We start from the raw sequence: 20,666 nt of genomic DNA, 5'->3' as shown, positions 1-20,666 counted from the left end.
CGATGTCAGCCCCCGGCCTCGGGAGCCCCGTCTGTCGCGCGAGTCACGCTCACGGCGTAGGCGAAAAGGGTGTTGTCACCATTCGGCCGGGCAGGAGACATCCCGTCGGGGTCATGGAACCCGCACACTCTGTATCTGATCAGTTCTGTTCGATGGCAACACGGTGAATCGGTGAGGTGAAGCGCTGATGAGCACCACCCGGCAGCATCCGCCGGGCGGCCTCGGCCGCGAGCCGGACGGCACGGGCACCGCCTCTGCCGTACCCGCTGACCGGCAGTGGCGCACGCTCTCGCTGAGAGAGGCCAGCGGCATCGTGCCGATGGCCCGCGACTTCGCCCGGCAGGCACTCCACGACTGGGGCTGGCTCCCCGCGTCGGGAGCCGACCGCCGGGCGGCGGCCGAGGACGTCCTCCTGGTCGTCTCCGAGCTCGTCACGAACGCCTGCCTGCACGCGGACGGTCCCGAGGAGCTCCGCATCGCCTGCTCGCCCAAGATGCTCCGGGTCGAGGTCGTCGACACCGGGGCCGGGCAGCCAGCGCCGCGCACCCCGCACCGGGCAGGCCGGCCCGGCGGGCACGGCATGTTTATCGTGCAGCGGCTCTGCATGGACTGGGGCGTGACGCGCACGCCGGAGCAGCCGGGCAAGACCGTCTGGGCGGAGCTCGCCGCGCCCGCGTGACCCGTCCGCTCCCGTTGTACGACTCGGGCCCCGCACCGGATGGTGCGGGGCCCGAGTCGTACAGGAGCGGTCCGTGTCAGCGGACGTTGCCCATGAGCGTCTTGACCTTGCCGCGGTACATGAAGATCGCGACACCCGCGAGCACCGCGAGCGCGGCCTGGAGCGCCACCACCCCGTTGCCGTTGAGCTCGACCCCCGCGAGGGAGAGCAGGCCCGTGGTGCAGTCACCGGCGGTCACGGCCAGGAACCAGACACCCATCATCTGGCTGGCGTACTTGGCCGGGGCCATCTTCGTGGTGACCGAGAGCCCGACCGGGGAGAGCGTCAGCTCGCCGACGGTCTGCACGAAGTAGATCGCGACCAGCCACATCGCGGCGGCCTTGTGGCCGTCGCCCGCGATGGACAGGGGCGCCAGGAAGAGGAAGAACGACGCACCGACCAGCACCAGACCGGAGCTGAACTTCACGATCGTGCTGGGCTCCTTGCCCCGCCGGTTCAGCGCCAGCCAGAAGGCGGCGAAGACCGGAGCCAGCGCCATGATCAGGACCGGGTTGACCGACTGGTACCAGGAGACCGGGAAGTCCCAGCCGAGGACCGAGTTCTCCGCCGAGGAGTCGGCGAAGATCGCCAGGGTCGAACCGCCCTGGTCGTAGATCATCCAGAAGATGGCGGCGGCCACGAAGAACCAGATGTAGCCGGACATCTTCGCCTGTTCGGCCTGGTCGAGCTCCTTGTCGCGCTTGATGCGCGCCAGGACCACCACGGGGATGACGAGACCGGCGACCGTGATCGGGACCAGCAGCCAGTTCAGCGTGTAGACGCCGGTGACGACCGTGCCGATGTAGAAGACGGCCGCGATGCCCAGCCAGATCATCGACTTGCGCAGCGTGGAGGCGCGCTCGGCAGCGGAGAGCGGCTTCGGTACGACGTGGCTGCGCTCGTCCAGGTGGCGGGTGCCGAGCAGGAACTGGGCGACACCCAGTCCCATGCCGACGGCGGCCAGGGCGAAGCCCAGGTGCCAGTTGACGTTCTCGCCGACCGTGCCGATCACCAGCGGGGCGGCGAAGGCGCCCACGTTGATGCCCATGTAGAAGATCGTGAAGCCACCGTCACGGCGCGGGTCGTCCGGGCCGTCGTAGAGGTGGCCGACCATCGTCGAGATGTTCGCCTTCAGCAGACCGGAGCCGATCGCCACGAGGCCGAGGCCCGCGAAGAAGGTGCCTTCGGCGGGCAGCGCCAGCACCAGGTGGCCGAGCATGACGACGCCGCCCGCGATGGCGACGGTCTTGCGGGGACCCCAGACACGGTCGCCGATCCAGCCGCCGGGCATGGTGAGCAGGTACACCAGCGACAGGTAGACCGAGTAGATCGCCGTGGCCGTGGCGGGGTTCATGTGAAGCCCGTTGGGAGCGATCAGGTAGAGCGGGAGAAGGGCGCGCATGCCGTAGTAGCTGAAGCGCTCCCACATCTCCGTCATGAAGAGAGTGGCCAGGCCGCGGGGGTGGCCGAAGAAGGTCTTCTCCGAACCAGAAGTACTGGCCGAGTCCTTCGTCAGGCTGGACGCCATGGTCGATCCTTGCTGGTCGGGACGCGCTCGCCTCGTGAGCGGTACGCGCCCGGTGGGGGGTAGCCGGCACCGGACGGACACGCCCCACCCCCGACGCCTCGAGGGGATCCGATCCGGGCCACCGCTCCGCTGGGAGTCGGGTGACGGGATCGTGGGACAGACCGCTCCGGGATCCACGCCCGGCGCGCGTCCTCGCGCTCCGGGCCCGGCCCACAGGTCATTCACTGGTCGGGGCCGGCGGGAACCGGCCCGTACACAAAAGAGACCCTTGGCGCGAAACGCTGCCCAAAGGTCCTTCGGTGGTGCAACAGGCGTCGAGCCACCATACGACATGACACGCGGGGATATGGAAGGACTTGAGAGATGGATCACAGGTCTGTGTGGAACCACGGTCCCATATTCGAAGGAGGATGCCCGATTAGTGGCCCTGACCCGCAGGGCCTGCCCAGTGCCTCACCCCAGCGGGCCTGCGCGGACTACCATCACTGCATGACCCGTGTACTGCTCGCCGAGGACGACGCATCCATCTCGGAGCCACTGGCCCGCGCCCTGCGTCGTGAGGGTTACGAGGTCGAGGTCCGCGAGGACGGTCCGACCGCACTCGACGCCGGTCTCCAGGGAGGCGTCGACCTGGTCGTCCTCGACCTGGGGCTGCCCGGGATGGACGGACTGGAGGTCGCCAGGCGGCTGCGGGCCGACGGGCACGCCGTGCCGATCCTGGTGCTGACCGCCCGGGCCGACGAGGTCGACACGGTGGTCGGCCTGGACGCCGGCGCCGACGACTACGTCACCAAGCCCTTCCGCCTCGCCGAGCTCCTCGCCCGGGTCCGCGCCCTGCTGCGCCGCGGCGCCACCGAGCCCGCCCCGCAGCCCGCCACGCACGGCGTCAGGATCGACGTCGAGTCCCACCGGGCCTGGATGGGCGACGAGGAACTCCAGCTCACCGCCAAGGAGTTCGACCTGCTCCGGGTCCTCGTACGGGACGCGGGCCGGGTCGTCACCCGTGACCAGCTGATGCGCGAGGTCTGGGACACCACCTGGTGGTCCTCCACGAAGACCCTCGACATGCACATCTCGTGGCTCCGCAAGAAGCTCGGCGACGACGCGGCCAATCCGCGCTACATCGCCACCGTCCGGGGCGTCGGCTTCCGGTTCGAGAAGAGCTGACGTACAGAACAGTCATGCGCCGCCGACTGATCAACTCCACGCTCGCCGTGGTGCTCGTCGTGATCGCCGTCTTCGGCGTCTCCCTCGTCATCGTCGAGACCCGCACCATCAGCAACAGCGCCCAGGAAAGCGTCGACTCCGAGGCGTTCCGGCTGATCAGCGTCGTCGAGAGCCGGCTGCTCGGCGCCGAGCGGATCACCCCCCAGGTCCTCGCCGAGCAGGTGGACCCCAGCCGCTACGCCCGCGTCGAGATCCCCGGGCGCGCCGCCATCGAGGTCGGCGAGCGCCCCACGGACGGCAACGCCATCCGCAGCACGGAGACGGGGGAGCAGGGCGAGAAGGTCACCGTCGAGGAGGACCGCTCGGCCGTGACCCGTGAGGTCGGCCGGACCCTGCTGATCATCGGGGCGGTGGCGCTGCTCGCCATCATCTCCGCCGTACTCCTCGCCGTACGCCAGGCCGACCGGCTCACCTCCCCGCTCACCGACCTCGCCGAGACGGCCGAACGCCTCGGATCGGGCGACCCCCGGCCCCGCCACAAGCGGTACGGGGTCACGGAGCTGGACCGGGTCGCCGACGTCCTGGACTCCTCCGCGGAGCGGATCGCCCGGATGCTGACCGCGGAGCGGCGCCTCGCCGCGGACGCCTCGCACCAGCTCCGTACGCCGCTGACCGCCCTCTCCATGCGGATCGAGGAGATCTCCGTCACCGACGACCCGGACACGGTGAAGGAGGAGGCGAACATCGCGCTCACCCAGGTCGAGCGGCTCACCGACGTGGTGCAGCGGCTGCTGACCAACGCCCGGGACCCGCGCACCGGCTCCGCGGTCGTCTTCGACCTCGACGAGGTCGTCAAGCAGCAGATCGAGGAGTGGCGCCCGGCCTACCGCAGCGCCGGCCGGGCGGTCGTCTGCTCGGGCAAGCACGGTCTGGAGGCCGTCGGCACTCCCGGCGCCGTCGCCCAGGTGCTCGCCGCGCTGATCGAGAACTCGCTGATGCACGGTGGCGGCACGGTCGCGCTGCGTACCCGCGTCACCGGCAACCAGGTCGTCGTCGAGGTCACGGACGAGGGCCCCGGCGTCCCCGCCGATCTGGGGGCGCGGATCTTCGAGCGCACCATCAGCGGCCGGAACTCCACCGGGATCGGTCTGGCCGTGGCCCGGGACCTCGCCGAGGCCGACGGCGGACGGCTCGAACTGCTCCAGCAGCAGCCCCCGGTCTTCGCGCTCTTCCTCAGCCGGGTCGCGCCGGGCCGCAAGGAAGCCGTACGCCCGGTGCGCTGAGCGTCAGCGGGGCACGGGGCCCGGTGTCACCTCGTCGGAGGGCCTCCGCTGTTCCAGAAATCGTTCCGCGCTGAGCACGGCCTCCTTGGCGGGCAGCGCCCGGAACACCCAGGTGCGGTAGGACCAGAAGCGGAACAGCGTGGCGACCCCGATGCCGACGATCTTGAAGACGTTGCTCTGGACCGGGCTGTTCCAGCCGAAGCCGTACGTCGCCAGGTAGAGCACGCCCGTCTCGATCACGGCGCCGACGGCGCTGAAGAGCAGGAACAGCATCAGCTCCCGGGTGCGCCCGGTCTTGTCGCGGTCCCGGTAGGTCCAGTAACGGAAGCCCACGTAGTTGAAGAGGATGGCGACGACCGTCCCCATCAGCCCGGCCCGCACCACCGGGAAGTCCGTGGTGCGCCAGATCAGGTTCGAGACGACGATATTGACGACCAGCCCGAGTGCGCCGACCGCGCCGAACTTGGCGACCTCCCGGGCCAGCAGATCAAGCCGGGTCCGCAGTGCGCCCCGTTCGCTCATGGTGATCGCTCAGCCCCGTCCGGTCGGTTTCGTCAACCCGGCCATGCTAACCAGCCCTCCCGTGTGATGCCCGTGAGCCGGCCTCGCCCGCGTGACGAGGCCTCCTCACCGCGGACGCGGGGGCGGTGCGGGAGACGGTGGGGGGAGCCCTCGCACGGCCCGATACCCTGGACAGGTGACGTTCCCTGTAGTCGGCATGGTCGGCGGCGGTCAGCTCGCCCGTATGACCCACGAGGCGGGCATCCCCCTCGGCCTCAAATTCAAGCTCCTCAGTGACACGCCCCAGGACTCGGCCGCCCAGGTGGTGGGAGAGGTCGTCGTCGGCGACTACCGCGACCTGGAGACGCTGCGCGCCTTCGCGCGCGGCTGTGACGTGATCACCTTCGACCACGAGCACGTGCCGACCGAGCACCTGCGGGCCCTGGAGGCGGACGGCATTCCCGTACGCCCAGGCCCCGACGCTCTGGTGCACGCCCAGGACAAGGGGGTGATGCGCGCGAAGCTCACCGAGATCGGCGCGCCCTGCCCCCGCCACCGCATCGTCGCGGACGCGGCGGACGCCGCCGCCTTCGCCGAGGAGGTGGGGGGCTTCCCCGTCATCCTCAAGACGGTCCGCGGCGGATACGACGGCAAGGGCGTCTGGGTGGTCCGCTCCGAGGCGGACGCCGCCGAGCCCTTCCGGGCCGGTGTCCCCGTCCTCGCGGAGGAGAAGGTCGACTTCGTGCGGGAGCTGGCGGCCAACATCGTCCGCTCGCCGCACGGCCAGGCCGTCGCCTACCCGGTCGTCGAGTCCGTCCAGGTCGACGGGGTCTGCGACACCGTCATCGCCCCGGCGCCCGACCTGGACGAGCGCCTCGCGGGGGAGGCCCAGCAGCTCGCCCTGCGGATCGCCGCCGAGCTCGGAGTGGTGGGCCACCTCGCGGTGGAGCTCTTCGAGACGCGCGACGGTCACATCCTCGTGAACGAGCTCGCGATGCGCCCGCACAACTCCGGGCACTGGACCCAGGACGGCGCGGTCACCTCGCAGTTCGCCAACCATGTGCGGGCCGTCCTGGACCTCCCGCTCGGCGACCCCCGTCCCCGCGCCACCTGGACGGTCATGTGCAACGTCCTCGGCGGCGACTACCCGGACATGTACCAGGCGTATCTGCACTGCATGGCCCGCGACCCGCAGCTCAAGATCCACATGTACGGCAAGGACGTGAAGCCCGGCCGCAAGGTGGGCCACGTCAACACCTACGGCGACGATCTGGCGGACGTGCGGGAGCGCGCCCGGCACGCGGCCGACTACCTGCGAGGAACGATCACCGAATGACCGCACCAGGCTCCGCCCCCGTCGTCGGCATCGTCATGGGCTCGGACTCCGACTGGCCCGTGATGGAAGCGGCTGCCAAGGCCCTCGGCGAGTTCGAGATCCCCTACGAGGTCGACGTCGTCTCCGCCCACCGCATGCCGCACGAGATGATCGCGTACGGCGAGAGGGCCGCGGACCGCGGTCTCAAGGCCATCATCGCGGGGGCGGGCGGAGCGGCCCACCTGCCCGGGATGCTCGCCTCCGTCACCCCGCTGCCCGTGATCGGCGTACCGGTCCCGCTGAAGTACCTCGACGGCATGGACAGCCTGCTGTCCATCGTCCAGATGCCGGCCGGGGTCCCCGTCGCCACGGTCTCCGTCGGTGGCGCCCGCAACGCGGGCCTGCTCGCCGCCCGTATCCTCGCCGCCCACGACAGCGCGCTGCTGGAGCGGATGAAGGACTTCCAGCAGGAGCTCAAGGAGCAGGCGACGGAGAAGGGCAAGCGGCTGCGCGCCAAGACCCAGGGCGCGGACTCCTTCGGCTTCGGGAAGTAGGTCACCGATGGACCACCTGGACCGCGCCCGGCTGCTCCTCGCCGACCACCCCGTCGTCGACGGCCACAACGACCTCCCCTGGGCGCTGCGCGAGCAGGTCGGCTACGACCTCGACGCCCGCGACATCTCCCGGAACCAGACCGGCACCCTGCACACCGACATCCCGCGGCTGCGGGCCGGCGGCGTCGGCGCGCAGTTCTGGTCCGTCTACGTCCCGCCCGAGCTGGCGGGCGACGACGCGGTCAGCGCCACGCTGGAGCAGATCGACGTGGTCGGCGAGATGCTGGCCCGTTATCCGGACGACCTGCGGCGCGCCCTGACCGCGGACGACATGGAGAAGGCCCGCGCCGAGGGCCGTATCGCCTCCCTGATGGGCGCCGAGGGCGGCCACTCCATCAACAACTCCCTGGGGACCCTGCGCGCGCTGCACACACTCGGCGTCCGCTACATGACGCTCACGCACAACGACAACACCGACTGGGCGGACTCGGCGACCGACTCCCCGCGCGTCGGCGGCCTGTCGGAGTTCGGCCGTGAGGTCGTACGCGAGATGAACCGCGTCGGGATGGTGGTCGACCTCTCCCATGTGGCGGCCACCACGATGCGCGACGCGCTCGCCACCTCCGTCGCGCCGGTGATCTTCTCGCACTCCTCCGCCCGGGCGGTCTGCGACCACCCGCGCAACATCCCCGACGACGTGCTGCGGATGCTCGCGGCCAACGGCGGCGTGGCCATGGCGACCTTCGTACCGAAGTTCGTCCTGCCGGCGGCCGTCGAGTGGACGCTCGCCGCCGACCGCAACATGCGGGAGCACGGCCTGCACCACCTGGACACCACGCCGGCCGCCATGCGGATCCACGCGGACTTCGAAGCGCTCAACCCGCGCCCGATGGCCACCGTGGCGACCATCGCCGACCACCTCGACCACATGCGCGAGATCGCGGGCATCGACCACATCGGCATCGGCGGCGACTACGACGGCACGGCGTTCCTCCCGCTGGAGCTGGAGGACGTGTCGGGTTACCCGTACCTGATCGCCGAGCTGCTGAAGCGCGGCTGGTCGGACACCGACGTGGCCAAGCTGACGTGGCAGAACGCTGTGCGGGTCCTGCGCGACGCGGAGGCGGTGTCCCGCGAGCTGATCACCCGCGTGGGCCCGTCCCACGCGACGATCGACGAGCTGGACGGCCCGACGGGCTGAGCCGGTCCCCGGCGGACGAGGAGGCGGCGGCCCTGTGGCCGCCGCCTCTCAGCGTCTAGGCCTTCGGCCGGCCCATCGCGCGGTAGGTCCAGCCGGCCTCGCGCCACACCAGGGGGTCCAGCGCGTTACGGCCGTCCAGGATGATCCGGCGCCCCGCGGCCTCGCCCAGCGCCACCGCGTCCAGCTCCCGGAATTCGCGCCACTCCGTCAGGTGCAGCACCACGTCCGCTCCGCGCACCGCGTCCAGCGCCGTGTCCGCGTAGCCGAGCGTCGGGAAGAGCCGCCGGGCGTTCTCCATGCCCTTCGGGTCGAAGACGGTCACCTGGCCGCCCTGCAGGTGTATCTGCCCGGCGACGTTCAGGGCCGGCGAGTCGCGTACGTCGTCGGAGTCCGGCTTGAAGGTGGCGCCCAGCACCGCGACGCGCGTGCCCAGGAACGATCCCCCGCCCACGGCCTCGCGGGCCAGCTCGACCATGTGACCGCGCCGGCGCATGTTGATGGAGTCGACCTCCCGCAGGAAGGTGAGCGCCTGGTCGGCGCCCAGCTCCCCGGCGCGCGCCATGAAGGCCCGGATGTCCTTGGGGAGGCAGCCCCCGCCGAAGCCGATCCCGGCCCGCAGGAACTTCTTACCGATGCGCTCGTCGTGGCCGATCGCCTCGGCGAGCTTCACCACGTCGCCGTCGGCGGCCTCGCAGACCTCGGCCATCGCGTTGATGAACGAGATCTTGGTCGCGAGGAAGGAGTTGGCGGAGGTCTTCACCAGCTCGGCCGTCGGGAAGTCCGTCACCACGAAGGGCGAGCCCTCGGCGATCGGCCCGGCGTACACCTCGCGCAGTTGCTTCTCGGCCCGCTCGCTCTCGACACCGACGACGATACGGTCCGGGTGCAGCGTGTCCTTCACCGCGAAGCCCTCGCGCAGGAACTCCGGGTTCCATGCCAGCTCCGCGTCCGTACCCACCGGAGCCAGCTCGGCCAGCCGCGCCGACAGCCGGGCGGCGGAGCCCACCGGGACGGTGGACTTGCCCACGACCAGCGCGGGGCGGGTCAGCTGCGGGGCCAGCGACTCGAAGGCGCTGTCCACGTAGCTCATGTCACAGGCGTACTCGCCGTGCTTCTGGGGAGTGTTCACGCAGACGAAGTGCACATCGCCGAACGCGCCGATCTCCTCCCAGGAGGTGGTGAACCGCAGCCGCCCGGTGGACCCGGGGATGCCTGCCACGTGCTTCTGCAGGATCTCCTCGAGCCCCGGCTCGTACATCGGCACCCTGCCGGCCGAGAGCATCTCGATCTTCTCGGGCACGACATCGAGCCCGAGGACTTCGAAGCCCAGCTCCGCCATGGCCGCGGCATGGGTGGCGCCGAGGTAGCCGGTGCCGATCACGGTGATCCTGAGGGCCATGGGTGCTCCTGAACGATGCGGACAGAGGTGCGGAGCCGAGCATAACCGGGCGTGCGGAACGCCGTTTCCGGCCGCCTCCCGGGCTGTCTCCCCGGTTGTCGGCAAGCTCACGTACCCCGCCCGTATGCCTCCGCGCGGCAGCGCCACTAAAATCGTGTTACTTAACGGTAGTTAGCATCCTTGGGGAGTGAACGTCTTGGCGGGTTCGACCGATTTCGACCTGTACCGTCCGGCCGAGGAGCACGAGATGCTCCGTGAGACGATCCGCCTCCTCGCCGAGGCGAAGATCGCCCCGCACGCGGCCGCGGTGGACGAGGAGGCGCGCTTCCCGCACGAGGCGCTGAAGGCTCTGGTCGCCTCGGACCTGCACGCGGTCCACGTCCCGGAGGAGTACGGCGGCGCGGGCGCCGACGCGCTGGCCACGGTCATCGTGATCGAGGAGGTGGCCCGGGTCTGCGGGTCGTCCTCGCTGATCCCGGCCGTGAACAAGCTGGGCTCGCTGCCGGTGATCCTGTCCGGCTCCGAGGCCCTGAAGAAGAAGTACCTGGGCCCGCTCGCCAAGGGTGAGGCGATGTTCTCGTACGCCCTGTCCGAGCCGGACGCCGGCTCGGACGCGGCGGGCATGAAGACCAGGGCCGTGCGTGACGGTGACTTCTGGGTCCTCAACGGTGTGAAGCGCTGGATCACCAACGCGGGCGAGTCCGAGTACTACACCGTCATGGCCGTCACCGACCCGGAGAAGCGCTCCAAGGGCATCTCGGCGTTCGTCGTCGAGAAGTCCGACGAGGGCGTCTCCTTCGGCGCCCCGGAGAAGAAGCTCGGCATCAAGGGCTCCCCGACGCGCGAGGTCTACCTCGACAACGTCCGTATCCCCGCAGACCGCATGATCGGCGAGGAGGGCACCGGCTTCGCCACGGCGATGAAGACCCTGGACCACACCCGCATCACGATCGCGGCCCAGGCACTCGGCATCGCCCAGGGCGCCCTGGACTACGCCAAGGGCTACGTCCAGGAGCGCAAGCAGTTCGGCAAGCCGATCGGTGACTTCCAGGGCATCCAGTTCATGCTCGCCGACATGGCCATGAAGCTGGAGGCCGCCCGCCAGCTCACCTACGCGGCGGCCGCCAAGTCCGAGCGCCTCGACGGCGACCTCACCTTCTTCGGCGCCGCGGCCAAGTGCTTCGCCTCCGACGTCGCCATGGAGGTCACCACCGACGCGGTCCAGCTCCTCGGCGGCTACGGCTACACCCGTGACTACCCGGTGGAGCGCATGATGCGCGACGCGAAGATCACGCAGATCTACGAGGGCACGAACCAGGTCCAGCGCATCGTCATGGCCCGCAACCTGCCGTAACGGAAACGCGGGGCGCGCGGGCCCGGGCAGCACATGCTGCCCGGGCCCGCGCCGTCCGGACCGTCAGCGGCTCATCAGTGCGAAGACTCCCCAGCCGAGGTAGGCGCGCTGGTACCTCGTGTAGCGGGCGGGGCCGGTGGTGAGCTCGGCCCGTACCTCGTCGGCCAGCTCGTCATCGGGATGGGCGTCTAGCCAGCGGCGGAGGTTGAGCCACTGCGCCGCCTGGTAGCGGTCCCAGCTGTCCTGATCGGCCAGCACCATCTCCACGACGTCGTAGCCGAGCTCACCGAACTGCTCGACGAGCTCCGGCAGTCCCAGGAAGTCGTCCTTGCCGCCCGCGTGGCAGGCCTCGGCGGTTTCCTGGTCCGGGACCTCCTTGCGCCAGTACGGCTCGCCGATCAGCATCAGGCCGCCGGGGCGGAGGCTCCGGCCCAGCAGTTCGGCGGTGCCGGCCACGCCGCCCCCGATCCAGGTGGCGCCGACACATGCGGCCAGATCGACCGGCTCGTCCGCCACGAAGCCGGAGGCGTCGCCGTGCACGAAGGTGACCCGGTCGGCCACGCCGAGTTCCGCGGCGCGGGAGCGGGCCTTCTCCGTGAACACCGTGCTGATGTCCACCCCGGTCCCGGTGACGCCGTGGTCGCGGGCCCAGGTGCACAGCATCTCGCCCGATCCGCAGGCAAGGTCGAGCACACGGGTCCCGGGCGCCAGGTGCAGTGCCCGGCCCAGGGTGGCGAGCTTGCCGGGGGTGAACGGGTTGTGGATGCGGTGGCTACTCTCGCGAACGGTGAAGATGCGTGGAAGATCCACGGGTGGTGTTCCTTAGGTTCGATGAGGTCATGGCGTCTGCGGGGGACGGCCGACCGGAGTCGGCAGCCGTTGCTCGGACCGTCATCGATACACCTCGTTCGTACGCACGGATCGTGAGCCGGTAAATGTAGGCCTCCCGGCCCGGCACCTCCACCGGTTTCCGGCTCGCGCTCCCGGGCTTCCCGGGTTCGGTTCCCCGGAGGCCCCCGCCCCGCGGAAGCGGGGCGAGGGCCCGTCCAGGTCCGGCGGCGGGGCGTCAGCTGCCCTTGACCGTGACCTTCTCGTCGTTCTTCAGCTGCTCCACGAGCTGCTTGACCTTGTCCTTGTCCCAGACGAGGTTGCCGTTCACGCTCCCGCCCGTGAGCGGGATGTTCATCGACGTACCCTCACCGCCCGTGACGCCCTTCATCGCGAAGAACATGTTGCCCAGCGACCAGAGCGACATGTCCTTGTCGACGACCAGCGTGTCCAGGCCGGCGCCCATCGTCGGGTAGAGCTTGAACGGGTTGAGGATCGTCGACGGGGTCGCCGTCTGGGAGGCCAGGGCCGCGAGGAACTTCTGCTGGTTCTTCGTGCGGTCCAGGTCGCTGCCCGCGAACGCGTACCGGGTACGGACGAAGGCGAGGGACTGCTCGCCGTTCAGGGTCTGCTTGCCGGCCTGGAAGTCGGCGCCGGAGTTCTTGTCCTTGAAGGCCTTGGGGATGTCCATCTCGACGCCGCCGATGGCGTCCACGATGTTGGCGAAGCCGCCGAAGCCGATCTCGACGTAGTGGTCGATGCGCAGCCCGGTGTTGAACTCGACCGTGCGGACCAGGAGCTCCGGGCCGTCCTCGGCGTAGGCGGCGTTCAGCTTGGTCGTGCGGCCCGTCCCCGCGAACTTCTTGCCGGACTCGGAGCCGACGAAGCTGGGGATCTCGACGTTCGAGTCGCGGGGGAGCGAGATCAGCGTCGGGCCGTTGGAGCCGTCGTGCAGGATCATCATCGAGTCGGTCCGCTTGCCCTCGGCGGAGCCGGTGTGCAGCTTCTTCTTGTCCTCGGCGGTCATGCCCTCACGGCTGTCGGAGCCGACGACCAGGTAGTTCGTGCCGTCGCCCTCGCTCGGCCGCTCGATGACCTTGGAGAGGTCGACCTCGCGCTTGAGCTTGCCGTCGGCCCAGAAGTACGTGCCGACGGAGACGGCGAGCACCACGACGACGAGGGTGAGCACGCCGACCTTGATCCGCCGGCCCCAGTTGGGTGCCGCACGGGGCTGGACGTAACCGCTGTCACCCCCGCGGCCGCCGCCGCCGGCGCGCTGGCCGCCGCCGTACACCTGGCCCGTGTTGTAGCCGCTGTCGTAACCGGGTCCGTCCTCGTAGCCCTGTCCCTGCTGCGGCGGGATGTGGGGCGGGGACTGCGGCGGCGCGGGGCGCCGCCGGACGTGCGGCATGGCGCGGGCGCTCTCGGGCCGGGGGCTTGCGCTGCCCCGTCCGTAGCGTTCGCCTTGTCCGCCGTTCCGTCCTTCGGGCCAATCGCTCATGCGGACCAGTGTGCCGTCTCGGCCTGGGGCTCTTACAGGGTGTACGGGGGATCGGGGCAGGGCTGTTGCGAAGCTGATGCAATGCAACCGGGTGCAAGCCCCCGCATAAGGTGGACGGCATGACAGATCAGTCCCAGCCGCCGGAGGGCGAAATTCCGGGCAAGCCGACCTCCGCCTCCCGGACCACCCTCAGCCACATCATGACCGGCAACGACACCAATCTCCTGGGCACGGTGCACGGCGGCGTGATCATGAAGCTGGTCGACGACGCGGCGGGTGCCGTCGCGGGCCGGCACTCCGGCGGACCGGCGGTGACGGCCTCGATGGACGAGATGGTCTTCCTGGAGCCCGTCCGCGTGGGTGACCTTGTTCACGTCCGCGCCCAGGTGAACTGGACGGGCCGCTCCTCGATGGAGGTCGGCGTCCGCGTCATGGCCGAGCGGTGGAACGAGTCGACCCCGGCCCAGCAGGTCGGCAGCGCCTACCTGGTGTTCGCGGCGGTCGACGAGGACGGCAAGCCGCGCCGCGTACCGCCGGTGACCCCGGAGACCGAACGCGACAAGCGGCGCTACCAGGAGGCCCAGATCCGCCGCACGCACCGCCTCGCCAGGCGGCGTGCGATCAAGGAGCTGCGGGAGCAGCGGGCCGCCGAAGGCATCGACGACTAGGGTCTTCCGTCCGGTCGGCGCGGGGCGCGCAGGCGTTCCAGCAGCGCGCCCTCGGCCTGTTCCGCGCCGGGCTCCTCCCAGAAGGTCACCGGCACTCCCCTGATGTGGCGGCCCAGCGGGTCGAGCACATGGCCGGCGATCTTGAGCTGCCAGAGGGCGACCGCCCGGTCCGCGACGGCAAGCTCGGGGAAACGATCCGCCAGCCTGGCCTCGAACGCGCCGATGTCCTCGGCGGAGCGCAGCCACACCGTGAGCATCAGATTGTGCGGGCCGGTCAGCGAAGCGCAGAGCCGCGTCTCCCGCATGCGGATGAGCTGGGAGGCGATGCGTGAGGTCTCACCGGCCGGGGCGACGCCCCAGAGCGTGACGGAGATCGGCCAGCCGGACAGGTACCGGGCCACCTCGCAGCGGTAGATGAGCGCGTCCTGCCGGTGCATGCGGTCCAGCCTGCGGCGCACGGTGGTGGGGCTGACCCCGAGGCGTTCGGCGAGGCGGGCCGCCGGCTGGCGGAAGTCCTCGCTGAGCAGCAGGTAGAGCTGGGCGTCCAGCGCGTCCGGGGCGGGCAGCCCGCGCCGTGGCAGGGCCGGCATGCGGTCCTTCGCCAGCAGGTCCTGGCTGTCCGGGTCCAGCCGGTCCAGCCGCCAGCGGCTTCCCTCGGTGTGGACGGCGGTGGCCGTCTGGGACCGGGTGGCCGAGACCCCGGGCAGCCGGCCGAGGCGGAAGCCGACGTAACGGGCCAGCATCGCGAGGTCGGGGAAGGCGGCGGTGAGTATCAGGTCCCGGGCGCCGGTCACGTGCTCGATGGTGATCAGATGCGGATCGTCCGCGATCTCCGCCGCGACCTCGTGCGGTGCCCCGGCCGCGCAGTCCACCTCGATGAACGCGATGATCGGCACCGTCGGACCCACCGCCACCGTGTAGCAGCTGAGCCAGGCGTGCCCGGCCTCCGTGAGCCTGTTCCAGCGGCGGGCCGCCGTCGAGGCGTCTATGCCGAGGACCTTCCCGATCTGCGCCCACTCCGCCCGGGGGGACGTCTGGAGCGCCGTGATGAGGAGATAGTCCAGCTCGTCCAGCGGCTCCGGCTGCTCCGTGCGCAGCAGGCGCTCGGGGTGCCCGGTGGATTCGTGCGTCGATCGGCTCATGGGGAGCGCTTTCCTGCGGACGATCATGGTTGAGGGGTTTCGCTCCGCACGATACGCCCATGTCCCTGCTCCACGAGGCCCGTGACCTCGCCCCCGCCCTGACCGAACTGCGCCACGCCCTGCACCGCGAGCCGGAGCTGGGCCTCGGCCTCCCGCTGACCCAGGCGAAGATACTCGCCGCGCTGGAGGGCCTGGGTCTGGAGATCCGGACCGGCAAGGCGCTGAGCTCCGTGACCGCCGTGCTGCGCGGCGGCCGGCCCGGCCCCGCCGTCCTCCTGCGCGGCGACATGGACGCGCTCCCCGTCCAGGAGGACACGGGGCTTCCGTACGCCTCCGTCATCGACGGCCGTATGCACGCGTGCGGGCATGATCTGCACGTCGCCGGCCTCGTCGGCGCGGCCCGGCTGCTGGCCGCCCGGCGGGAGGAGCTGGCCGGGGACGTCGTCCTCATGTTCCAGCCCGGCGAGGAGGGCCAGGGCGGCGCGCAGATCATGATCGACGAGGGCGTCCTGGACGCCGCGGGGGAACGCGTCGTCGCCGCGTACGCCCTGCATGTGATCTCCACCGGCGCGCCCACCGGGTTCGCCGCGACCCGGCCCGGCCCCATGCTCGCCGCCTCGGACGCGGTGGAGGTCACGGTGCGCGGGCGGGGCGGGCACGGTTCCTCACCGCACTCGGCCGCCGATCCGGTGCCCGCGCTGTGCGCCATGGTCACCGCGCTGCAGACGGCCGTGACCCGCGAGATCGACGTCTTCGACCCGGCCGTCGTCACGGTCGGGAGGATCGAGGCGGGTACGGCGGCCAACGTGATCCCGGAGACCGGCTCGTTCTCCGCCACCGTACGGACCTTCTCGGACGCCTCCCACGCACGGGTACGCGCCGCCTTCGAGCGGACCGTGCACGGTGTGGCCGCCGCCCACGGGGTGAGTGCGGAGATCGACTACGTCGAGCAGTATCCGCCGACCGTCAACGACGCGGACGAGGCCGCGTTCGCCCTGGAGACCGCGCGGCAGGTCCTGGGCGAAGGGCGCGTCTTCGAGGCGCCCAAGCCGATGGCGGGGGCCGAGGACTTCTCCTTCGTGCTCCGGAAGGTGCCCGGCGCGTTCGTCGGCCTCGGTGCCTGCCCGCCCGGCACCGATCCGGCGACCGCGCCGATGAACCACTCCGCACAGGCCGTCTACGACGACGACGCCCTGCCGCACGCCGCCGCCCTCCTCGCCGGGCTGGCGCTGCGCAGGCTCGGAGCGCCTCTCGCGCCTCCCGAGGCCCGCGTCCCGGCCGCGGCGGCCCCCGCACTCTCCCCGCAGGAGTAGCACCGTGACCGCCACCGCCACCCCGCCGCCGGCCGCTCCTGCCGAGCAGCCGCTGCCCGCGTCCGTCACCGCCGTCGTCGGGCTGCTCATCCTCTTCGAGGTGACCAGCGGGTTCCTGCAGGTCGGGCTCGCCCCGCTGCTGCCCGATCTGGCCGATCACCTGGGCATCGGTTCCACCGCCCTGAACTGGGTCGTCTCCGTACAGCTGCTGGCCGCGGCCGTCTGTGTCCCCCTGTTCGGACGCCTCGGCGACCTCTACGGCCACCGGCGGATGCTCCGCATCGCCCTGGCGGCGATCGCGGCGGGCACCCTCGTCGTCGCGCTGGCCCCGGACTACGCGACGCTCCTCGCCGGCCGGGTGCTCCAGGGGCCGATCGCGGCCCTGCTGCCCCTGGAGATCGCCCTCGTACGCGACCGGCTCCCGGTCGCCGACGCGCGGCGGGCGATCGCCCGCCTGGTGGGTGCGCTGACGCTGGGCGCGATGGCCGGCGGGGTGGTGATGGGGCTCGTCGACTCCGTGTTCGGCAGCCTGCGGCTGACCCTGCTGGTGCCCGCCGCTCTCGCCGTGATCTGTGTGCCCGTCTCCTTCGTCGCGGTGCCGGAGTCGCGCAACAGGGCCGGCGGCCGGGTGGACTGGGCCGGGGTGGTGCTGCTCGGCGGTGCGATGGTCGCCCTGCTCGGCGGGGTCTCCGGGGCGGAGAGCGGCTCCTGGGGTTCCGTACGGGTCCTGGGGCCCGTGGGGCTCGGGGTCGTGCTGCTGGCGGTGTGGGTGCTGGTGGAACTGCGCAGCTCCGAGCCCCTGGTCGACGTGCGGGCGCTGGCCGCACGGACCACCGCCCCGTTCTACTGCGCGGCGTTCCTGTTCGGCGTCTTCTACTTCGGGAGCCAGGCGCCCAACTCCACCTTCTACGCGGCGGACCCGGACGTCACCGGGTACGGGTTCGGGCTGAGCGCGCTGTCCATCTCGCTGGTCCTGCTGCCCGGAGCCGTCGGCAGCGTCATCGGTTCGCTGGGTACGGCCGCCGTCGCCCGGCGGCTCGGCTACCGGCCCACGCTGATGCTGGCCTTCGGGCTGGTCGCCGTGACCTTCCTGCAGTTCGCCTTCCTGCACGAGGAGATCTGGCAGATGGCGGCGGGGTCCGCGTTCACCGGCCTGGGCATCGGGCTGGCCCTCGGGGCCATGCCGACGGTGATCGTCGAGGCTTCAGATCCGTCGGCGACGGGCATCGCCGCCGCGCTGTACAACAACGTGAAGACGCTGGGCGGGGCCGTGGCGGGCGGGGTCTTCGCCGCGCTGCTCGGCGCGTTCCTGTCGGACTCGACCGGCGAACCGGGCGAGGGCGGCTACAGGGCTCTCTGGCTGGCCGCCTCCGCCGCCGCGGTCGTCGCCCTCGCGGCGACGGCGTTCTCCCGGCGCCGCGAGGGGTGACGGCGTTCTCCCGGCGCCGCGAGGGGTGACCTCCGAAGGCGCGGTCAGGGGCAGACCACCTGGTCGCCCGTCACCGTGCCGAACGCGCCACGCTGCGGGTCCTCGGCCTTCACGCGCTTCACCTTGGTGAAGTCCGAGCCCGCCGTGACCTTCATGGTCCCGCCCTGCCCCTTCACCGCCCGGAGCTCGCAACCGGGCAGCGCGGTGGCCAGGGACTTCGCCGAACGGTCCCAGCGGGGGTCGTAGGTGACCAGCGTCCGCCGCAGATCGTGAGGCCCGCCGTTGAGCGGGGAGCGGGTGGTGTTGAAACCGGTGGAGCGCAGCGCCGCGTCGACGTCCTGGCCGAGCCCGTCCTTCGGCGTCCCGTTGTAGACCTGCACCCGGATCTGTTCCGGGGCCACCTCGACGGGCGTCGCCTTGGGCCGCTTCGGCAGGTGCGGGGCGAGCGGCTTGTCCTCGCGCAGGGCCTGGAACATCTGCTTCGCCTTCGCGGCGTCCCATTTCACCGTGGAGCCGATGCCCTTGACCTGGTAGCCCTTCTCCTCCAGGGGCACGGAGGCGAACTCCGAGGAGGCCGGCGTGAAGCCGCGCATCGCCTTGCCGAGCTCCAGCATCTGCTCCGTGCCGAAGCCCTTGTCGGCCCGGACCGATTGGAGCATCGACGAGGCGACCTGCTGGAACTTCATCGGGTTCATCAGCACACCGCTGCTGGTCGTCCGCTTGATCAGGGCGGCCATGAACTTCTGCTGGCGCTGCATCCGGCCCAGGTCGGCCGCCCCGTCGAGGTGCCGGGAGCGCACGTACTGGAGAGCCTGTCCACCGTCCAGCTCGTGGGTGCCGGCGGCCAGGTCCAGTCCGGTGTACGCGTCCTTGAGCGGCTTGGCGGTGCAGATCTCCACCCCGCCCAGGGTGTCGACCGTCTTCATGAAGCTGGTGAAGTCGACCTCCAGATAGTGGTCGATCTTGACGCCCGTCATCTGCTCGACGGTCCGCACCGTGAGGTGAGGTCCGCCCTCGGCATAGGCGGCGTTCAGCTTCACCGGATGGGCGGAGTGCTCCTTGCCGGTCGTGCCGTCGGTGTGGGCCGGGAGCTCGGCGTAGCTGTCGCGCGGCAGGCTGATGACGCTGGCCCGCTGCTTGTCGGCCGAGACATGGACGAGCATGAGGGTGTCGGTGCAGTGGCAGGGGTCGCCGCCCAGCCTGTACTTCTTCTTCTCGGCCGCGCTGATCCTGTCGCGGCCGTCGGTGCCGACGAGCAGGAAGTTCATGCCGTGGCCGCCCTGGGGACGGTTCTTCATGTCCTTGAACGGGTCGACCCGGTCGATCCCCGTCTCCAGACCGCTCACCACGGCATGGCCGATGCCGCCGGCGCCGAGCACCAGCACGGACAGCCCGGTGACGACCCGCATGCCCCACCGGGGTGGCGGCTTCCGCCCGCCGGGCCGGTTCCGCCGCCCGGCACCACCGGCTCCGGGCTGCCGTGAGGGCCTGCGCTGCGGGCCGGCTGTGCGGGGGTGCGGTGGACGGGGCGATCGGTGCGGCGTGGGCACGAGGGACACCTCCGCGGTGCGAGTAGGACTTTCGCACGGTAGGCCCATACGATCTGCGGACCGGGACGAGACCCGGCGGCGCGCGCCGCTGTCCCCCGTTCGCGGTAACGTGGCGGCCGAATCACGCCGCCTCCTGGGGTGCGAAATCCCCCGGAACCCCGGCACCCCCGAGGACCCCCCGAGGACCACATGTCTGCCGCGCAGTACCCCGCCGTCTCCGTGATCATGCCGGTGCTCAACGAGGAACGCCATCTCAGGAACTCGGTCCGGCACATCCTGGAGCAGGAGTACGCCGGAGAGATGGAGGTGGTGATCGCCCTCGGACCCTCGAACGACCGTACGGACGAGATCGCTGCCGAGCTGGTCCGGGAGGATTCCCGGGTCCACACCGTCCCCAACCCGACCGGCCGCACCCCTGCCGCGCTCAACGCCGCGATCAAGGCTTCACGTCATCCGATCGTGGTACGGGTCGACGGCCACGGCATGCTCTCGCCGAACTACATCGCGACCGCCGTCCGCCTCCTGGAGGAGACCGGCGCGCAGAACGTCGGCGGCATCATGCACGCCGAGGGTGAGAACGCCTGGGAGGACGCCGTCGCCGCCGCGATGACGTCGAAGATCGGTGTCGGCAACGCGGCCTTCCACACCGGAGGGGAGGCGGGCCCGGCCGAGACCGTGTATCTGGGGGTCTTCCGCCGCGAGGCGCTGGAGCGCGCCGACGGCTACAACGTGGAGTTCATCCGCGCGCAGGACTGGGAGCTGAACTTCCGGATCCGCGAGGCGGGCGGCCTGATCTGGTTCTCGCCGGAGCTGAAGGTGCAGTACCGCCCGCGGCCCAGCATCCGCGCCCTCTCCAAGCAGTACAAGGAGTACGGCCGCTGGCGCCACGTCGTGGCCCGCTACCACTCCGGTTCCATCAACCTGCGCTACCTGGCCCCGCCGACCGCCGTCTGCGCGATCGCGGCCGGCATCGTCGTGGGCGCCGCCGTCACCCCGTGGGCGTTCGTCGTTCCGGCCGGGTACGTCGCGGCCATCGTGGCCGGGTCGCTGCCCGCGGGCAAGGGCCTGCCGCTCAAGGCCCGGGCGCAGATCCCGGTGGCGCTGGCCACCATGCACATGTCCTGGGGGTACGGCTTCCTGACCAGCCCGCGCTCGCTGGCGAAGCGGGTCATCGCCAGCCGCCGCCCGGCCGTGCGGGAGCAGACGGCCTGACCG

General features: G+C 71.0%; 18 protein-coding genes. 11 read left to right on the top strand and 7 right to left on the bottom strand.

From position 1 onward, the window contains the following. Positions 1-187: 187 nt before the first annotated feature. Positions 188-679 (top strand): ATP-binding protein, encoded by a 492-nt coding sequence (locus ACIP63_RS29860; protein WP_401521742.1) that lies wholly within the window; start codon positions 188-190, stop codon positions 677-679. A gap of 76 nt (positions 680-755) precedes the next feature. On the opposite strand, the gene ACIP63_RS29855 is transcribed toward ACIP63_RS29860, so the two are convergent. Continuing rightward, positions 756-2,246 (bottom strand): oligopeptide:H+ symporter, encoded by a 1,491-nt coding sequence (locus ACIP63_RS29855; RefSeq protein ID WP_401521740.1) that lies wholly within the window; start codon positions 2,244-2,246, stop codon positions 756-758. Between the two features lie 489 nt (positions 2,247-2,735). Between ACIP63_RS29855 and ACIP63_RS29850 the strand changes: the two genes are divergently transcribed. Both ACIP63_RS29850 and ACIP63_RS29845 read left to right on the top strand, forming a co-directional pair. Further along, the gene (locus ACIP63_RS29850; protein WP_031098784.1) at positions 2,736-3,413 is read left to right on the top strand and encodes a response regulator transcription factor; all 678 of its coding nucleotides are present in this window, start codon (positions 2,736-2,738) and stop codon (positions 3,411-3,413) included. Positions 3,414-3,427: 14 nt separating this feature from the next. Beyond that, on the top strand, positions 3,428-4,696 hold the full coding sequence (locus ACIP63_RS29845) for an ATP-binding protein (protein WP_401521737.1): 1,269 nt from the start codon (positions 3,428-3,430) through the stop codon (positions 4,694-4,696). 3 nt (positions 4,697-4,699) lie between these two features. Here the strand turns inward: ACIP63_RS29845 and ACIP63_RS29840 are convergent, their stop codons facing one another. Continuing rightward, a complete protein-coding gene (locus ACIP63_RS29840; RefSeq protein ID WP_401521734.1) occupies positions 4,700-5,218 on the bottom strand; it encodes a GtrA family protein in 519 nt (172 codons plus the stop codon). A gap of 175 nt (positions 5,219-5,393) precedes the next feature. Between ACIP63_RS29840 and ACIP63_RS29835 the strand changes: the two genes are divergently transcribed. Genes ACIP63_RS29835 through ACIP63_RS29825 form a run of 3 tightly spaced genes read left to right on the top strand, consistent with a single transcriptional unit; the run spans position 5,394 to position 8,267 of the window. Further along, positions 5,394-6,533: a 5-(carboxyamino)imidazole ribonucleotide synthase gene (locus ACIP63_RS29835; protein ID WP_401521732.1), complete on the top strand. Its 1,140-nt coding sequence runs from the start codon at positions 5,394-5,396 to the stop codon at positions 6,531-6,533. Beyond that, on the top strand, positions 6,530-7,066 hold the full coding sequence (gene purE, locus ACIP63_RS29830; RefSeq protein ID WP_124277288.1) for a 5-(carboxyamino)imidazole ribonucleotide mutase: 537 nt from the start codon (positions 6,530-6,532) through the stop codon (positions 7,064-7,066). The genes ACIP63_RS29835 and purE overlap by 4 nt, the downstream gene beginning before the upstream one ends. Positions 7,067-7,073: 7 nt before the next feature. Beyond that, the gene (locus ACIP63_RS29825) at positions 7,074-8,267 is read left to right on the top strand and encodes a dipeptidase (RefSeq protein ID WP_401521729.1); all 1,194 of its coding nucleotides are present in this window, start codon (positions 7,074-7,076) and stop codon (positions 8,265-8,267) included. Positions 8,268-8,322: 55 nt separating this feature from the next. Here ACIP63_RS29825 and ACIP63_RS29820 read toward each other — a convergent pair whose 3' ends face one another. After that, a complete protein-coding gene (locus ACIP63_RS29820) occupies positions 8,323-9,666 on the bottom strand; it encodes a UDP-glucose dehydrogenase family protein (RefSeq protein ID WP_401521726.1) in 1,344 nt (447 codons plus the stop codon). Between the two features lie 196 nt (positions 9,667-9,862). Between ACIP63_RS29820 and ACIP63_RS29815 the strand changes: the two genes are divergently transcribed. Continuing rightward, on the top strand, positions 9,863-11,020 hold the full coding sequence (locus ACIP63_RS29815; protein WP_401522444.1) for an acyl-CoA dehydrogenase family protein: 1,158 nt from the start codon (positions 9,863-9,865) through the stop codon (positions 11,018-11,020). 63 nt (positions 11,021-11,083) lie between these two features. Here the strand turns inward: ACIP63_RS29815 and ACIP63_RS29810 are convergent, their stop codons facing one another. Together ACIP63_RS29810 and ACIP63_RS29805 are read right to left on the bottom strand one after the other, a co-directional pair. Next, on the bottom strand, positions 11,084-11,830 hold the full coding sequence (locus ACIP63_RS29810) for an SAM-dependent methyltransferase (RefSeq protein WP_401521724.1): 747 nt from the start codon (positions 11,828-11,830) through the stop codon (positions 11,084-11,086). Between the two features lie 256 nt (positions 11,831-12,086). After that, complete coding sequence (locus tag ACIP63_RS29805; RefSeq protein WP_401521722.1) at positions 12,087-13,349, bottom strand: LCP family protein; 1,263 nt, start codon at positions 13,347-13,349, stop codon at positions 12,087-12,089. A gap of 119 nt (positions 13,350-13,468) precedes the next feature. Here ACIP63_RS29805 and ACIP63_RS29800 point away from each other — a divergent pair, with 119 nt between their 5' ends. Beyond that, positions 13,469-14,017, top strand: coding sequence for an acyl-CoA thioesterase (locus ACIP63_RS29800; protein WP_393766663.1), 549 nt, complete (start codon positions 13,469-13,471; stop codon positions 14,015-14,017). Here ACIP63_RS29800 and ACIP63_RS29795 read toward each other — a convergent pair. Next, on the bottom strand, positions 14,014-15,159 hold the full coding sequence (locus tag ACIP63_RS29795) for an Lrp/AsnC family transcriptional regulator (RefSeq protein WP_401521719.1): 1,146 nt from the start codon (positions 15,157-15,159) through the stop codon (positions 14,014-14,016). The genes ACIP63_RS29800 and ACIP63_RS29795 overlap by 4 nt on opposite strands. 59 nt (positions 15,160-15,218) lie before the next feature. On the opposite strand from ACIP63_RS29795, the gene ACIP63_RS29790 reads away from it, so the two are divergent. Both ACIP63_RS29790 and ACIP63_RS29785 read left to right on the top strand, forming a co-directional pair. Next, a complete protein-coding gene (locus tag ACIP63_RS29790) occupies positions 15,219-16,472 on the top strand; it encodes a M20 family metallopeptidase (RefSeq protein ID WP_401521716.1) in 1,254 nt (417 codons plus the stop codon). A gap of 4 nt (positions 16,473-16,476) precedes the next feature. Next, on the top strand, positions 16,477-17,901 hold the full coding sequence (locus ACIP63_RS29785; protein WP_401521714.1) for an MFS transporter: 1,425 nt from the start codon (positions 16,477-16,479) through the stop codon (positions 17,899-17,901). 44 nt (positions 17,902-17,945) lie between these two features. Here ACIP63_RS29785 and ACIP63_RS29780 read toward each other — a convergent pair whose 3' ends face one another. Next, on the bottom strand, positions 17,946-19,310 hold the full coding sequence (locus tag ACIP63_RS29780) for an LCP family protein (RefSeq protein WP_401521711.1): 1,365 nt from the start codon (positions 19,308-19,310) through the stop codon (positions 17,946-17,948). A 330-nt stretch (positions 19,311-19,640) separates the two neighbouring features. On the opposite strand from ACIP63_RS29780, the gene ACIP63_RS29775 reads away from it, so the two are divergent. Beyond that, on the top strand, positions 19,641-20,663 hold the full coding sequence (locus ACIP63_RS29775; protein WP_401521709.1) for a glycosyltransferase family 2 protein: 1,023 nt from the start codon (positions 19,641-19,643) through the stop codon (positions 20,661-20,663). Positions 20,664-20,666: the final 3 nt, after the last annotated feature.

It is taken from the genome of Streptomyces sp. NPDC088746, assembly GCF_044751065.1.
GTDB lineage: Bacteria > Actinomycetota > Actinomycetes > Streptomycetales > Streptomycetaceae > Streptomyces.
This window is presented reverse-complemented; position numbering and strand designations above follow the sequence as displayed.